We start from the raw sequence: 15118 nt of genomic DNA on the forward strand, positions 1-15118 counted from the left end.
ATGCGAAACATTTTAGCGACGGGGCGCGGGTACGGAAATCCCGAAAGTGGTGACGGATTGTTTCGTGGCGGCAACAGAGGCGGTTGGGCCGGGGCAGAGGGAAGCGTTACCGGTAACGGAAATGGGGGCGAGGCGTTACCGGTAACGGCTTTGATGGTACAGAGATCACCTATTTCCATGGCGCAGGTGCCGCCTTTGCCCTTTCGGGGACCGGGACGATCCGCTAAGAAGAAGGCCATCAGACGACTGGCACGCGATGCAGGGGGAACAGATGGCCGATCCGACCGCCGTCGCCACAAGGAAATCCGCGGGCAAATCCACAGGTAAATCAACCGGCAGGTCGGCAGCCCAGGGCGCCGGTGGTGCGGTAAACAAGGCTGCACCGCTGCCGGCGCGCTGGGTGGTGTACAGTGCGCCGAAGGGCGGGACCGGCAAGACCACCAGTTGCAAGAACACCGCCGTGGCCGCGGCCAAGGACGGCATGCGGGTGGCGACACTGGATTTCGACCCGCAGCGCACGTTGGGGCAGTGGCACGAGCTGCGCCGTCCGCACGATGTAGCGTCCATCGACCATTACGAAGGGACGCTGGACGACATCGAGGCGGCGCTGGCCCAGATCGATCCCGGCCGCTACGACGTGGTCTTCGTCGATACGCCGCCGTCGGTGGAGCTGTATCCGGAAGCGACCAAGATCCTGCTGCGCCGCGCCGATCTGGTGCTGGTGCCGACCGGGGTCGGCCGCTTCGACAAGATGAGCGTCATCCCCTGGATGGAGTTCCTGCGCGACTATGGCCGCCCCGCCGCCTTCCTGCTGAACCGGGTCAAGCGCCGGTCGGTCAGCCTGCGCGAGGCGAAGCTGGAGCTGGGCCGGGTCGGCCGGCTGGTGCCGCACGAGGTGCCGGACATCGAGGACATGCACCGGGTCGACGACGTCGGCTGCTCCATCGTCGATGTCGGCGCGGTGAATGGCGCCGACGAGTGTCTGGGCGCCTGGTACTTCATCCGGCACGAGCTGGGGATCTGAACCCCAGGGGGGATTTGAATATGGCCAATGTGAAGTCCTTCATGAAGAAGGTGGCGGAGCAGGGCAAGGCCGCCCCGCCGCCGGATGCCAAAACCGAGGTAGCGTCTACTCCATTGCACGGTGGGGGGCGGTCAGGGTCTGCCGTGGCGCCGTCGAAAGCGGACCGCCGGGCATCGGACATCAGCGACGCCATCGTGCCCTGCCACACCCGGCAGGAATTCGCCCAGGAAATCCGCTATCACTGGAACCGCAGCCGCAAGGAGTTCCTGTCGATCGGCCGGTACCTGAACCGCGCCAAGGAAATCCTGCCGCACGGCGATTTCGAGGCGATGATCGAGAGCGACATGCCGTTCTCGGTCGAGACCGCCTTCCGCTTCCGCGCGGTGGCGGAGGCGGTGGACACCGGCCGGCTGTCCCTGGACGTGCTGCCGGGGGCGGAAAGCGTCGCTTACCAGATCGTCACCATGACGCCGGACGAGCTGGAACGCGCCAAGGCGCAGGGGCTGATCCGTCCCGACGTGACCCGCCGCCAGCTGATCGACTTCAAGCGCTCGCTGCGCCCGCCGAAGGACGTGACGCCGAACGACCGGCGCCGGCAGCTGCTGGCGGACTATGCCCGGCTGCGCGTCCGCATGGCGGAAATCCGCGACGAGCTGCGGCGTGACCATGGCATCGACCCGGAGCATGACGATCATGTCCGCTCCGGCCGGGCCGGCGTCACCATCGATGTGGAGGCGGAGGATATCGGGGCGGACCCCGAGGACGACCGACGGTAAAGCGGGCTGATCAGCCCGTAAATCCGGTTCTCAGTGGTTGTGCGAGGTGTGGGAGGCGGGGCTGTCGTCGCTGCGGCGCGACGGCGGGCTGCCGCCGCCCAGCAGGTTGGTCAGCGACCGGAAGTCCCGCTGGAAATTGCTGAAGAAGTCGCCGTCGGAGCCGCGCGACACCCGCATGGGCGAACTGGCCATGCTGTGGCTTTCCGGGCCGCCGACGCTGCTGCTGCTGCTGCTGCTGCTGCTGCGGGCGCGGCGGTCCGGCGCTTTCGGCTTGCGTGACGGCGTGATCAGCGGCGGGGGAGGGGCCTCCGGCAGCGCCGCGGTTTCGGGCGCGCGGGCGAAGGCATCGCCGCACAGCCCGCGGTCGGAGGCCTGCTCCAGGCGGCCGGGATCGAGCAGCCAGCAATCGAAGGCGTCCGTCTGCGGCTTCGACGGGGCGGGGGAGGGCAGGGGGGCAGCGAGCTCCTGGTGGGCCTCCTGGACCTCCGGTGCCGACAGCAGCGGTTCCGCCGCGGCCGGGCCTGCGGCAGGCATGACGAGCAGGGCCGCAAATGCCGCCGCCATCACCGCTCCGCTGCCCCTCACCGTCCGGCCTTCGCCCGGCATCCTGTATCCTCTTGGCCGTCGCATCCGCGTCGCTTAACAGATAAACGCAACAGGGCGCCTGTTCGTCCGCGCGAAATGGGGGCGCTGCCCCGGAAGATGCGGTACCCCTTCGGATCAGGCTCTTTCGGCCGTACACCTTCCGTTGGCGTGCGGCCCAGGGGGTGGCCCCCGTGTGCAGCGTTGTCGCAGGGGCGGGTTGGCGCTCTTGTCAGGCGGGCGGCTTGATGGGAGAGTCCGGCCCCTCATTCACCCTGCAAGAACGGACGGCGCGCCGGCGGACATGGCCGATTTCAACTGGAACGACCTGCGCTTCTTCCTGGCGGTGGCCCGGGCCGGCACGCTGACCACGGCGGCCCAGCGGCTGCGCGCCGACCACACCACGGTCAGCCGCCGCATCACCGCGCTGGAGGACGCGCTGCGCGTTACCCTGTTCGAACGGCGGCCCAGCGGCTTTACCCTGACGCCGCAGGGCGAACGGCTAAAGCAGACGGCGGAGGTGATGGAGAGTGCGGCCCTGCTGGCCCAGGGCATGGTGGCCGACGGCGATCTGGCGCTCGCCGGTGCGGTGCGGATCGGGGCGCCGGACGGCTTCGGCAGCTGTTTCCTGGCGCCGCGCATCGGCGCCTTGTGCGAACGCCATCCGGAACTGGAGGTGCAGCTGGTCGCCATGCCGCGCGTCTTCAGCCTGTCCAAGCGCGAGGCCGACATCGCCATCAGCCTGTCGCGCCCGCAGGAAGGGCGGCTGTTCGCGCGGAAACTGACCGATTACCGGCTGGGGCTGTACGGCACCACCGCCTATCTCGACGCAAGGCCGGCGATCCGCAGCCGCGGCGACCTGCGCGGCCATTCCTTCATCGGCTATATCGACGACCTGATCTTCGCGCCGGAACTGGACTATGTCGAGACGATGGGGGAGGTCGCGCCGCGCATCAAGAGCAGCAGCCTCGTCGCCCAGCTGAAGGCGACGCTGGCCGGGGCCGGCCTGTGCATGCTGCCGGCCTTCATTGCGGCAGGCGAGCCGGAGCTGGTGCCGGTGCTGCCCGACGAGCTGACGATCACCCGGTCCTTCTGGCTGATCGTGCACGAGGATCTGCGCTCGCTGGCGCGGATTTCGATGACCGCCGACTACATCGCCGATCTGGTGCGGCGGGAGCAGGCGCTGTTCCTGCCCCCGTCGGCACCCTGATTTACCGTGCGGGTCAGCCCTCGCCGCGCAGCATGCGGATGATGCCGGAGAAGTCGGCGCCGCCTTCGCCCTGCGCGTTCATCATGGCGTAGAGCTGCGCCGCCGCGGCGCCCAGCGGGGTGGGGGCGCCGGCGCCCTGTGCCGCTTCCTGGGCCAGCTTCAGGTCCTTCAGCATCAGCGCCGCCGCGAAACCGGGCTGGTAATCGCGGTTGGCCGGGCTGGCGGGGACCGGGCCGGGGACCGGGCAATAGCTGGTCAGCGACCAGCACTGGCCCGACGAGGTCGACGACACGTCGAACAGCGCCTGATGCGACAGGCCGAGCTTTTCCGCCAGCACGAAGGCCTCGCAGACACCGATCATCGAGATGCCGAGGATCATGTTGTTGCAGATCTTCGCCGCCTGACCGGCACCGGCGCCGCCGCAATGGACGATCTTCTTGCCCATGGCTTCCAGGATCGGGCGGGCGCGCTCGAAGGCGTCCGCCTCGCCGCCGGCCATGAAGGTCAGGGTGCCGGCGGCGGCACCGCCGACGCCGCCCGACACCGGCGCGTCGAGCGAGACGGCGCCCGTGTCGGCGGCCAGCGCATGCGCCTTGCGGGCGGAGTCCACGTCGATGGTGGAGCAGTCGATCAGCAGCGTGCCCGGCCGGGCCAGCGGCGCGATGTCGCCATAGACGCCCAGCACATGCTTGCCGCCCGGCAGCATGGTGATGACCACTTCGGCCGCCGCGGCGATGGCGGCAGGCGACTCGCCGATGGTGACGCCGGCTGCCTTGGCCGCCTCGATGGCGGCGGGCACGAGGTCGTAGCCAACCACCTGATGCCCTGCCTTCACGAGGTTCGCGGCCATCGGGCCGCCCATGTTGCCCAATCCGATGAAACCGATCACCGCCATCGTCGCGTCTCCCGTTGCTTTGGTTTTTATGGTGCTTCCCCCCGGGGAGAGGGGACTAAGGGTCGTCTTGGGTCAGGCCATCCGCCCGATCTCGCTGCGCGAGACGATCAGGCGCATGATCTCGTTGGTGCCTTCCAGGATCTGGTGGACCCGCAGGTCGCGGACGATCTTCTCCACGCCATAGTCGGCCAGATAGCCGTAGCCGCCGAACAGCTGGAGCGCGTTGTTCGCCACCTCGAAGCCGGTGTCGGTGGCGAAGCGCTTCGCCATGGCGCAGAGGCGGGTGGCGTCCTTGTTCTTCGCATCCAGCGCCGAGGCGGCGCGGTGGACGAAGGTGCGGGCGGCCTCAAGCTCCGTCGCCATGTCGGCGATGCGGAATTGCAGCGCCTGGAAGCGGTCGAGTGTCTGGCCGAAGGCCTTGCGCTCGGACATGTAGGTCAGCGCCTTGTCCAGCGCCGCCTGGGCACCGCCGATGGAGCAGGCGGCGATGTTGATGCGACCGCCGTCCAGCCCCTTCATGGCGAACTTGAAGCCCATCCCCTCCTGTCCGAGCAGGGCGGTGGCGGGGATGCGGGCGTCCTCCAGGATGACGGCGCGGGTCGGCTGGGCGTTCCAGCCCATCTTGTGCTCGTTGGCGCCGAAGGAGAGGCCGGGGGTGTCCTTCGGTACGAGGAAGGCGCTGATGCCGCCGGGGCCGTCCTCGCCGGTGCGGGCCATGACGAGGTAAAGGTCGGAACTGCCGGCGCCGGAAATGAACTGCTTGGCGCCGTTGAGGACGTAGCTGTCGCCGTCGCGCACCGCCTTCGTGCGCAATGCTGCGGCGTCGGAACCGGCGTTGGCCTCGGTCAGGCAGTAGCTGGCGAGCCATTCCATGGTGCAGAGCTTGGGCAGCCAATGGGCCTTCTGCTCGTCGCTGCCGAAATTGTCCACCATCCCCGCCACCATATTGTGGATGGAGATGTAGGAGGCGATGGTCGGGCAGCCCTGGCTCAGCGCCTCGAAGATCACCACGGCGTCGAAGCGGCTCAGCGCCGACCCGCCATGGTCCTCCGACACATAGATGCCGCCCATGCCGAGCTGGCCGGCGGCGCGCAGCGTGTCGACGGGGAAATGCTTCTTCTGGTCCCACTCGACGGCGTTGGGCGCCAGCTCGTCGCGGGCGAAGGACAGCGCCATGTCGCGGATGGCGACCTGGTCTTCGGTCAGTTCAAAGGACATGCGTCACCTCGTGCAACCCCCTCCCGCCGGAGGCGGGAAGGGGAATGTTACGCCGATCAATCCATGGTCGGAATGACGAAGCTGGCGCCTTCCTTGACGCCCGAGGGCCAGCGCGAGGTGACGGTCTTGGTCTTGGTGTAGAAGCGCACCGCGTCGGGGCCATGCTGGTTCAGGTCGCCGAAGCCCGAACGCTTCCAGCCGCCGAAGGTGTAGTAGGCGAGCGGAACCGGGATCGGAACGTTGATGCCGACCATGCCGACATCGACGCGGGAGGCGAAGTCGCGGGCGGCGTCGCCGTCGCGGGTGAAGATGGCGACGCCGTTGCCGTACTCGTGGTCGTTCGGCAGCGACAGCGCTTCCTCGTAAGAGTCGGCACGGACGACGGAGAGGACCGGGCCGAAGATCTCCTCCTTGTAGATGCGCATGTCCGGCTTCACCTCGTCGAACAGGCAGCCGCCCATGTAGAAGCCGTTCTCGTAGCCCTGCATCTTGAACTCGCGGCCATCGACCGCCAGCTTGGCACCTTCCTTGACGCCGAGATCGACGTAGGACTTCACCCGCTCCAGATGCTCGGCGGTCACCAGCGGGCCGAAATCGGCGCTGCTGTCGGTCGAGGGGCCGACCTTCAGGCCTTCCACCCGCGGGATCAGGCGGTCCATCAGGGCGTCGGCGGTCTTCTTCCCCACCGGCACGACGACGGAGATCGCCATGCAGCGCTCGCCCGCCGCACCGAAGCCGGCGCCGATCAGCGCGTCGGTCGCTTGGTCGAGGTCGGCGTCCGGCATCACCAGCGCATGGTTCTTGGCGCCGCCGAAGCACTGCACGCGCTTGCCGTTGGCGCAGCCGCGGTTGTAGATGTATTCGGCGATCGGGGTGGAGCCGACGAAGCCCACCGCCTTGATGTCGCGGTCGTCGAGGATGGCGTCCACCGCCACCTTGTCGCCATGGACGACATTCAGGATGCCCGCCGGCAGGCCGGCTTCCAGCATCAGCTCGGCCAGCTTGACCGGGACGCCCGGCGTGCGCTCCGACGGCTTCAGGATGAAGGCGTTGCCGCAGGCGATGGCCGGGGCGAACTTCCACATCGGGATCATCGCCGGGAAGTTGAACGGCGTGATGCCGGCGACGACGCCGAGAGGCTGGCGCATCGAATAGATGTCGATGCCGGGGCCGGCGCCGTCGGTGAACTCGCCCTTCAGCAAATGCGGGATGCCGCAGGCGAACTCCACCACCTCCAGACCGCGCTGGATGTCGCCCTTGGCGTCGACAATGGTCTTGCCATGCTCCAGCGACAGCAGCAGCGCCAACTCGTCGTAATCGCGCTGGACGAGGTCGAGGAAGCGCATCAGCACGCGGGCGCGGCGCTGCGGGTTGGTGGCGGCCCAGCCGCGCTGCGCCTCCTTGGCGTTCTCGACCGCGGCGCGCATCTCCTCCACGCTCGCCAGCGGCACGCGGGCGCGCACCTCGCCCGTCATCGGGGAGTAGACGTCGGCGAAACGGCCGGACGTGCCGGAAACCAGCTTGCCGCCGATCAGGTGCTGAAGTTCGGTGGTCATCCTATTGTCCTCCCTCGGGATTGTTTGTCACCATGTGGACCTGAGCGGCCCTTTGGGGCGACCCGAAACTTTGCGCATCGGTTGTGCAGGAATGCGGCAAGGGCTCTCCGATGGCTGTCCGCAACCCCCGAACGTGTGGGGAGACTTGGGCGCATCCGGCGCTTATAGTGCGCCCGCGCTCCAGCCCTGGGAAACCCGGTCCGGGGCGGAAGGATTGCCGCAGAAACGGCGAAGCGGAATGGACATGACCAGCCACGAAGACGTCTTCGACACGCCGGAGACACGGCAGCCGACCATCCTGTCGGTCTACAATCAGAAGGGCGGCGTCGGCAAAACGACCACGTCGGTGAACCTTGCGCTCGCGCTGGCGGCTCTGGGCAAGAGCGTCGTGCTGATCGATTTCGACCCGCAGAGCAGTGCCACCAGCAACTTCCTGCTGCGCGACAAGGCCAAGGTCGGCATCAACGACCTGCTGCGCAAGGAAACCTTCGTCGAGGACGCCATCACCCCGACCGCCTTCGACGGGCTGTCGATGATCGTCGGCGCGCGCAAGCTCTACTCGCTGGAGCATGCGCTGGACAGTCGCGGCGGCTCGCAGCGCGGCTTGCGCAAGGCGCTGCATTTCTCGCGCAACCCGCCGGACTATGTCGTCATCGACTGCCCGCCGGCACTGGGCCATCTGGCGGCCGGTGCGCTTGCGGCGTCGGACCGGCTGATCGTGCCGGTCTTCCCCGGCCGCTATGCGCTGGACGGGCTGCGGCGGACGCTTCAGGTGGTGGAGCATATCCAGAACGGGTTGAACCCCAGCCTGACGCTGGCCGGCATCCTGATGCTGTCGATCACCAACGACGAGGTCGGGCGCGAATCGCTGACGCAGCTGCGCAACGAGTTCCCTGAGCAGATGTTCCGCACCGCCTTCCCCTATGACGTGGATGTGGTGAAGGCGACATACCGCCGTATGCCGGCGGCGATCTTCACGCCGGAAGGGCGGACGACCAGCCGCTTTGCGGCGCTGGCCTGGGAGATCGTCCATGGCCGCGGCACCGCCCCCGACGAATCCCAGCTGAAGCCGGCGCTGGAGCGCATCCGCTCCTGGCACGAGGCGACCGACACCTCCTACAGCGCGCGGCGCGCGTCCTCCATCGACGAGGGCGACGAGCCCGGCGGCGGCGGGGGCAATGGGGCGCGGCAGGCGGAGCGTGCGCAGTCCTCCGGCCGCGGCGGGATGGGCGTGGGGCTTTTGGGGCTGGTGATCGGGCTGGTCGGCGGCTTCGCGCTGGGGGCGGCCATGGGGCAGCCGATCCTCGGCAGGCTGCTCGGGCTTGGGGGGTGAGTGGTTCCCCTCTCCCCCCTGGGGAGAGGGAAGGGGCCCGCTGCGAAGCGGTGGGAAGGGTGAGGGATGTGGCACGGAGCCATGCGGTTCGGGATTCTCGGCTTCCCCCTCACCCTCCCCACTTCGTGGGTCCCCTCCCTCTCCCGGGGCGGGAGAGGGCGCATTGCGCGCGTCTACAATCAACATGAGGGCCATCATGCTTCCTGTCGATGCCGTTTTGAGCAAAGTCGACTCCTCCTTCGAGGAGTCGGTCGGCCGGCTTTGCGAGCTGCTGCGCATTCCCTCGGTCAGCACCGATCCCGCCTATGCCGGCGAGGTCCGCCGCGCCGCCCGCTGGTGCGCCGACAGGCTGAAGGCGATGGGCTTCACCGTCACCCTCCACGACACGCCCGGTCACCCGATCCTGGTCGCCCATCATCCGGGGCCAGAGGGTGTGGAGACCCCGCATGTGCTCTATTACGGCCATTACGACGTCCAGCCCGCCGACCCCATGGAGCTGTGGACCAGCCCGCCCTTCGATCCGGTGATCGTCGAGGCAGAGCGCGGCCGCCGCGTCGTCGCCCGCGGGGCCGCCGACGACAAGGGCCAGACCATGACCTTCATGGAGGCGTTCGAGGCCTGGCACGCCGTCCACGGTTCCCTCCCGATCCGCGCCACCGTGCTGCTGGAGGGCGAGGAGGAGACCGGCAGCCCGTCGCTGCCGCGCTTCCTCAAGGAGCATGCCGAGGAACTGCGCGCCGACTTCTGCCTCGTCACCGACACCAACGCCTGGGACGCCGACACTCCGGCGATCACCACCCGGCTGCGCGGGCTGCTCTATCTGGAAGCGACCGTCACCGGCCCGAGCCACGACCTGCATTCCGGCCTGTTCGGTGGCGCGGTGCCCAACCCGCTGAATGTGCTGAGCGGCATCCTGGGCCAGATCCACGACGCCGACGGGCGGGTGCGCTTCGACGGCTTCTATGACGGCGTGCGCGAGCTGCCGGAGGATCTGCTGGCGCAAATCCGCGGCCTGCCGCTGGACGAGGCGCAGTTCCTGGGCGCTCTCGGTCTGACCCGCAGCCATGGCGAGGCGGGGCGGACCCTGCTGGAGCGCATCTGGACCCGGCCGACCTGCGACATCAACGGCATCTGGGGCGGCTATACCGGCGAGGGGTCGAAGACGGTCATCCCGGCCAAGGCGTCCTGCAAGCTGAGCTGCCGTCTGGTGCCCGGCCAGGACCCGGCGGCGGTCGAGGCGTCGATCCGGCGCTTCTTCGAGGAAAGGCTGCCGGCGGACTGCACGGTCGGCTTCCGCAGCTTCAGTGCGTCGCCCGGCATCGAGGTGCCGACCGACACGCCGTGGATGCAGGCGGTGCGCGGCGGGCTGAAGGAGGCGACGGGGCGCGACGGCGTGCTGATCGGCGGCGGCGGGTCGATCCCCATCGTCGGCTGGTTCCGCGAGCATCTCGGGCTGGACACCATCCTGGTCGGCTTCGGGCTGGACGACGACCGCATCCACTCGCCGAACGAGAAGTTCGAGCTGAAATGCCTGCGCAACGGTATCCGCAGCCATGCGGCAATAGTGGGGCGTTTGGCGGCGGGGAGGGTTGGCTGAGGCTTGGGCGGACCTAAATCTCCCCGATCCGCGGCGGGGGAGGGCTGACTTCTCGTCTCCCGCCGCCACCGACACGATCGAGACGGGAATTCGCATGTCCGCTCTGTTCACGCCCTTCACGCTGAAGGACGTCACCCTGCGCAACCGCATCGCGGTTCCGCCGATGTGCCAGTACAGCGCCGTCGACGGCGTCATCAACGACTGGCATCTCGTCCATTATCCCGGCCTTGCCCGCGGCGGCGCCGGTCTGGTGATCGTCGAGGCGACGGCGGTGTCGCCGGAGGGCCGCATCACGCCGGGCTGCACCGGGCTGTGGAACGACACCCAGGCGGAGGGGATGGCGCGCATCGCCGCCTCCATCGCCGCCGCCGGTGCCGTCCCCGGCATCCAGATCGGCCATGCCGGCCGCAAGGCCAGCGCCAACCGCCCGTGGGAAGGCGACGACCACATCGCCGAGGGCGATCCGCGCGGCTGGGACACCATCTCGCCGTCGGCGGTGCCCTTCGGCCATCACCTGCCCAAGGTGCCGAAGGCGATGACGCTGGACGACATCGCCCGCGTCCGCGCCGATTTCGTGGCCGCCGCCGTGCGCGCCCGCGATGCCGGCTTCAAGTGGCTGGAGCTGCATTTCGCCCACGGCTATCTCGGCCAGAGCTTCTTCTCGGTCCATGCCAACAAGCGCACCGACCAATATGGCGGCGACCTTGCCGGGCGCAGCCGCTTCCTGCTGGAAACGCTGGCGGCGGTGCGCGAGGTGTGGCCGGAAAACCTGCCGCTGACCGCGCGCTTCGGCGTGATCGAGTATGACGGGCGCGACGAGCAGACGCTGGCCGAGTCGATCGAACTCGCCCGCAACTTCCGCGCCGGCGGGCTCGACCTGCTGAGCGTCAGCGTCGGCTTCTCCACCGCCGACGCGCATGTTCCGTGGGGGCCGGCCTTCCTGGCGCCGGTCGCCGAGCGGGTGCGGCGCGAGGCGGAACTGCCGGTCGCGGCGGCCTGGGGCATCGACGCGCCGAAGGTCGCCGACCGCACCGTCGCCGACGGGCAGCTGGATCTGGTGATGGTCGGCCGCGCCCATCTGGCCAACCCGCATTATCCCTACCGCGCCGCCAAGGAGCTGGGCGTCGAGCGTCCGTCCTGGGTGCTACCGGCGCCCTACGCCCACTGGCTGGAGCGCTATCGCGCCACCGACACCGTCACGGCGGATTGAGTGTGGTCCTGTGAGGATCTCCCTCTCCCCCCTGGGGAGAGGGGATTGGGAGTCGTTTAGCCGGCTTCGGCTGCGGAGGAGGCGCTCCACAGATTGATGCCCGCGTCGGCGACGGCGTGGGTGTCGATCTCCGCCAGCTCCTCCGGGCTGAAGGACAGGCTGTTCAGCGCGTCCAGCGAGTTGTCGAGCTGTTCGACGTTCCGCGCACCGATCAGGGCGGAGGTGACGCGCGGGTCGCGCAGGACCCAGGCGATGGCCATCTGCGCCAGCGTCTGGCCGCGCCGCTTGGCGATGGCGTCGAGAGCGCGGATGCGCTCCAGATTCTCCGGCGACAGGAAGTTGGCGCGCAGGCTGCCACCCTTGGCGGCACGGGCGTCGGCGGGCTGACCGCCCAGATACTTGTTGGTCAGCATGCCCTGGGCCATCGGCGAGAAGGCGATGCAGCCCATGCCGAGATCCTCCAGCGTGTCGAGCAGCCCGCCCTCCACCCAGCGGTTCAGCATCGAGTAAGAGGGCTGGTGGATCAGGCAGGGGGTGCCCAGCTGCTTCAGGATGCCCACCGCCCGCCGCGTCATCTCCGGCGAGTAAGAGGAGATGCCGACATAGAGCGCCTTGCCCTGGCGGACGATGTGGTCGAGCGCCCCCATCGTCTCCTCCAGCGGGGTGCGCGGATCGACGCGGTGCGAATAGAAGATGTCGACATAGTCGAGGCCCATCCGCGTCAGGCTCTGGTCCAAGCTGGAGACCAGATATTTGCGGGAGCCCCAATTGCCGTAGGGGCCGGGCCACATCTCGTAGCCGGCCTTGGTCGAGATCACCATCTCGTCGCGGTAGGGACGGAAATCGGTGGCGAGGATGCGGCCGAAATTCTCCTCCGCCGAGCCCGGCGGCGGGCCGTAATTGTTGGCGAGGTCGAAATGGGTGACGCCGCGGTCGAAGGCCCGGCGCAGCACGGCGCGCCCGGTGGCGAACACGTCGGTGCCGCCGAAATTCTGCCAGAGCCCCAGCGAAATGGCCGGCAGGTCGAGCCCGCTGCGGCCGGTACGGCGGTAGCTCATGCTCCCATAGCGCTGATCGGCGGCGAGGTAGGGCGGCTGCATGGCGAACTCCCGATATGATTTTTAGTGATATATCAGCATAGGGCGACGGTGCGCCGGTGCGCAATGGCCCCGCCGGTCATATCGCTCCCAGTCATATCGCGCTGGGTCACATCATTCCCGGTTTTCAGCCCCGGATGGCGAGGCGCAGACCTTGCGCATGCAGCCGCGCAGCCAGCGGTGGGCCGGGTCGGCGTCGAGGCGGGGGTGCCAGATCAGGGAGACGGTGACCTCCGGCGCGGGGAAGGGCAGGGCGAAGCCGTGGAGGCCGGTGCGCAGCCCCTCGGTGTGCCGTTCGGGGACGCTGACGATCAGGTCGGTGCCGCGCACCAGCGCCAGCGCCGCGGCGAAGCCGCCGACCGTGGCGACCACATCGCGCCGAAGCCCCAACCGCTCCAGCGCCTCGTCCACCAGCCCGCGGTCGTCGCCCCGCCGCGACACCAGCACATGGCGGCCGGCGGCGAAGCGGTCGGCGGTGATCCCGCCCGCGGCCAGCGGGTGGCCGGGGCGGATGACGCCGATGAAGCGGTCGTGGAACAGGGCCTGGGTGCGCAGTTCCGGGCCGCTGCCGGCGGAGACCACGCCGGTCTCCAGATCGACCGAGCCGTCGCGGAGCGGGCCGCTGTCCTTGTCCGGCTTGGGCAGAAAGCGAATGCGGACGCCGGGCGCCTCGGCGGCGACCAGGGTGAGCAGGGCCGCGCCATAGCTTTCGACGAAGCCGTCGCTGGTCCGCAGGGTGAAGGTCCGGGCCAGCCGGCCGATGTCGAGATTTTCGGCCGGGCGCAGTGCCGCCTCCGCCTCCTGCACCAGCAGGCGGACGCGGTCGCGCAGGTCGAGCGCGCGCGGCGTGGGGACGAGGCCGCGCCCGGCCCGGACCAGCAGCGGGTCACTGGTCGCCTCGCGCAGCCGCGCCAGCGCCCGGCTCATCGCCGACGGGCTGAGCCGCAGCCGGCGCGCCGCACCGGCGACGCTGCCTTCCGCCAGCAGGGCGTCCAGGGTGACGAGCATGTTGAGGTCGGGTGCGGTCATGCGCCGGAGCGTAGCACGGGCCGGCCGCCGACGCTGCCGGGACATGGCGTCGGATGCACGAATACAGTGCGGATGCTGCGCGTTCCGCCCTGTCACCCCGCGCCCTAGCCTGGATGCCTGTCATTCGGGAAGGAGAGGCGTCATGAGGGAAGCGGTTGCGGAGCAGGCCGCGAAGGCGGCGGGCGGAACGGCGCGAGGGCTGGTCGCGCAGGGGGGATTGGCGGGGCTGGCGCTGGCGATGCTGCTGTCGTCGCTCGGCATCAGCATCGCCAATGTCGGATTGCCGGCGCTGGCGCTGGCGTTCGACGCGCCGTTCCGCGAGGTCCAGTGGGTGGTGCTGGCCTATCTGCTGGCGATCACCACGCTGATCGTCGGGGTCGGGCGGCTGGGCGACATCGTCGGGCGGCGGCGTCTGCTGCTGGCCGGGATTGCCCTGTTCACGGTGGGCTCCGCCGCCTCCGCCGCCGCGTCCGGCCTGTGGATGCTGGTGGCGGCCCGGGCGGTGCAGGGGCTGGGGGCCGCCGCGATGATGGCGCTCGCCACCGCCTTCGTCGGCGATGCGGTGCCGAAGGAGCGGATCGGCCGGGCGATGGGGCTGATGGGAACGACATCGGCGGTCGGCACCGCGCTCGGCCCGACGCTGGGCGGCCTGCTGATCGCGGCCTTCGGCTGGCCGGCGATCTTCCTGGTCACCGTGCCGCCGGGCGTCGCGGCCTTCCTGCTGGTGCGGCGCTGCCTGCCGGCCGACCGGGTGGAGACTGCAGGCGGGGCGGGGCGGGGGAGCTTCGACGGCCCCGGCACGCTGATCCTGGCCCTGACGCTGGGGATTTACGCGCTGGCGATGACCGGCGGGCGCGGCGGCTTCGGCTGGTCCGACCTGACACTTCTGCTGGCGGCGGCCGGCGGAGCCGGGCTGTTCCTGGCGGTGGAGGCGCGGACGGCGTCGCCGCTGCTGCGGCTGGAGATGCTGCGTGATCGGACGCTGCGCGGGCGCCTGACGATGAGCATGCTGGTGGCGACGGTGCTGATGGCGACCCTGGTGGTGGGACCGTTCCATCTCGCCCGTGCCTTGGGGCTGGAGGCGGGCATGGTCGGAGTAGCCATGTCGGCCGGTCCGCTGGTGTCGGCGCTGACCGGCGTGCCGGCCGGACGGCTGGTCGACCGGTTCGGCGCGGCACGCATGACCATCCTGGGGCTGAGTGCCACGACAGGCGGATGTGTGCTGCTGGCGCTGCTGCCGGCGACGTTCGGCGTGGCCGGCTATGTCGGGCCGCTCGTCGTCGTCACCGCTGGCTATGCGCTGTTCCAGACCGCCAACAACACGGCGGTGATGGCCGATGTGGAGAAGGACCGCCGCGGCGTGGTGTCGGGGGTGCTGAACCTGTCGCGCAATCTGGGGCTGATCACCGGCGCCTCGGTGATGGGGACACTCTTCACGCTGGGGGTGGGGACGGAGGTGGCCGTCGCGGCGCCGGAGGCCGTCGCGGCGGGAACGCGGACGACCTTCGCCGTCTCGGCCGGGCTGATCGCCGTGGCGCTCCTCCTCGCCGTCCGGACGGCGGGTCGGCGGTAAAGGTTGGGCCGGGTGCCC

General features: G+C 69.5%; 13 protein-coding genes. 7 read left to right on the forward strand and 6 right to left on the reverse strand.

Features of this window, described 5'->3' with window-relative positions; translation table 11 throughout:
* Positions 1-271: 271 nt before the first annotated feature.
* Entirely contained in the window at positions 272-1024 is a 753-nt protein-coding gene (locus ABNQ38_RS36115) for a ParA family protein (RefSeq protein ID WP_377811770.1), read from the forward strand.
* A 20-nt stretch (positions 1025-1044) separates the two neighbouring features.
* Positions 1045-1800: a DUF3102 domain-containing protein gene (locus ABNQ38_RS36120; protein ID WP_377811771.1), complete on the forward strand. Its 756-nt coding sequence runs from the start codon at positions 1045-1047 to the stop codon at positions 1798-1800.
* A 30-nt stretch (positions 1801-1830) separates the two neighbouring features.
* Here the strand turns inward: ABNQ38_RS36120 and ABNQ38_RS36125 are convergent, their stop codons facing one another.
* Positions 1831-2406, reverse strand: coding sequence for a hypothetical protein (locus ABNQ38_RS36125; protein WP_377811772.1), 576 nt, complete (start codon positions 2404-2406; stop codon positions 1831-1833).
* Positions 2407-2686: 280 nt separating this feature from the next.
* Between ABNQ38_RS36125 and ABNQ38_RS36130 the strand changes: the two genes are divergently transcribed.
* A complete protein-coding gene (locus ABNQ38_RS36130) occupies positions 2687-3592 on the forward strand; it encodes a LysR family transcriptional regulator (RefSeq protein WP_377811773.1) in 906 nt (301 codons plus the stop codon).
* 13 nt (positions 3593-3605) lie between these two features.
* Here the strand turns inward: ABNQ38_RS36130 and mmsB are convergent, their stop codons facing one another.
* The 3 genes from mmsB to ABNQ38_RS36145 form a co-directional block, all read right to left on the reverse strand.
* Entirely contained in the window at positions 3606-4487 is an 882-nt protein-coding gene (gene mmsB / locus ABNQ38_RS36135; RefSeq protein ID WP_377811774.1) for a 3-hydroxyisobutyrate dehydrogenase, read from the reverse strand.
* A gap of 72 nt (positions 4488-4559) precedes the next feature.
* Positions 4560-5705, reverse strand: a complete 1146-nt coding sequence (locus ABNQ38_RS36140) for an isobutyryl-CoA dehydrogenase (protein WP_377811775.1) — start codon at positions 5703-5705, stop codon at positions 4560-4562.
* Positions 5706-5761: 56 nt separating this feature from the next.
* A complete protein-coding gene (locus ABNQ38_RS36145) occupies positions 5762-7261 on the reverse strand; it encodes a CoA-acylating methylmalonate-semialdehyde dehydrogenase (RefSeq protein ID WP_377811776.1) in 1500 nt (499 codons plus the stop codon).
* A 244-nt stretch (positions 7262-7505) separates the two neighbouring features.
* Between ABNQ38_RS36145 and ABNQ38_RS36150 the strand changes: the two genes are divergently transcribed.
* From ABNQ38_RS36150 to ABNQ38_RS36160, 3 genes are all read left to right on the forward strand, one after another.
* Positions 7506-8594 (forward strand): ParA family protein, encoded by a 1089-nt coding sequence (locus tag ABNQ38_RS36150; protein WP_377811777.1) that lies wholly within the window; start codon positions 7506-7508, stop codon positions 8592-8594.
* A 196-nt stretch (positions 8595-8790) separates the two neighbouring features.
* Positions 8791-10191, forward strand: a complete 1401-nt coding sequence (locus tag ABNQ38_RS36155) for a M20/M25/M40 family metallo-hydrolase (RefSeq protein WP_377811778.1) — start codon at positions 8791-8793, stop codon at positions 10189-10191.
* Between the two features lie 94 nt (positions 10192-10285).
* Positions 10286-11401 carry an NADH:flavin oxidoreductase/NADH oxidase gene (locus tag ABNQ38_RS36160; protein WP_377811779.1) on the forward strand — a complete coding sequence of 372 codons (1116 nt, stop codon included), beginning with the start codon at positions 10286-10288 and terminating at the stop codon, positions 11399-11401.
* 56 nt (positions 11402-11457) lie between these two features.
* Here the strand turns inward: ABNQ38_RS36160 and mgrA are convergent, their stop codons facing one another.
* Complete coding sequence (gene mgrA / locus ABNQ38_RS36165) at positions 11458-12501, reverse strand: L-glyceraldehyde 3-phosphate reductase (protein WP_377811780.1); 1044 nt, start codon at positions 12499-12501, stop codon at positions 11458-11460.
* 111 nt (positions 12502-12612) lie between these two features.
* Positions 12613-13527: a LysR family transcriptional regulator gene (locus tag ABNQ38_RS36170; protein ID WP_377811781.1), complete on the reverse strand. Its 915-nt coding sequence runs from the start codon at positions 13525-13527 to the stop codon at positions 12613-12615.
* 142 nt (positions 13528-13669) lie between these two features.
* Between ABNQ38_RS36170 and ABNQ38_RS36175 the strand changes: the two genes are divergently transcribed.
* A complete protein-coding gene (locus ABNQ38_RS36175; protein WP_377811782.1) occupies positions 13670-15100 on the forward strand; it encodes an MFS transporter in 1431 nt (476 codons plus the stop codon).
* Positions 15101-15118: the final 18 nt, after the last annotated feature.

Origin of the sequence: Azospirillum sp. A29 (assembly GCF_042604625.1) — a bacterium.
Lineage (GTDB): Bacteria > Pseudomonadota > Alphaproteobacteria > Azospirillales > Azospirillaceae > Azospirillum > Azospirillum palustre.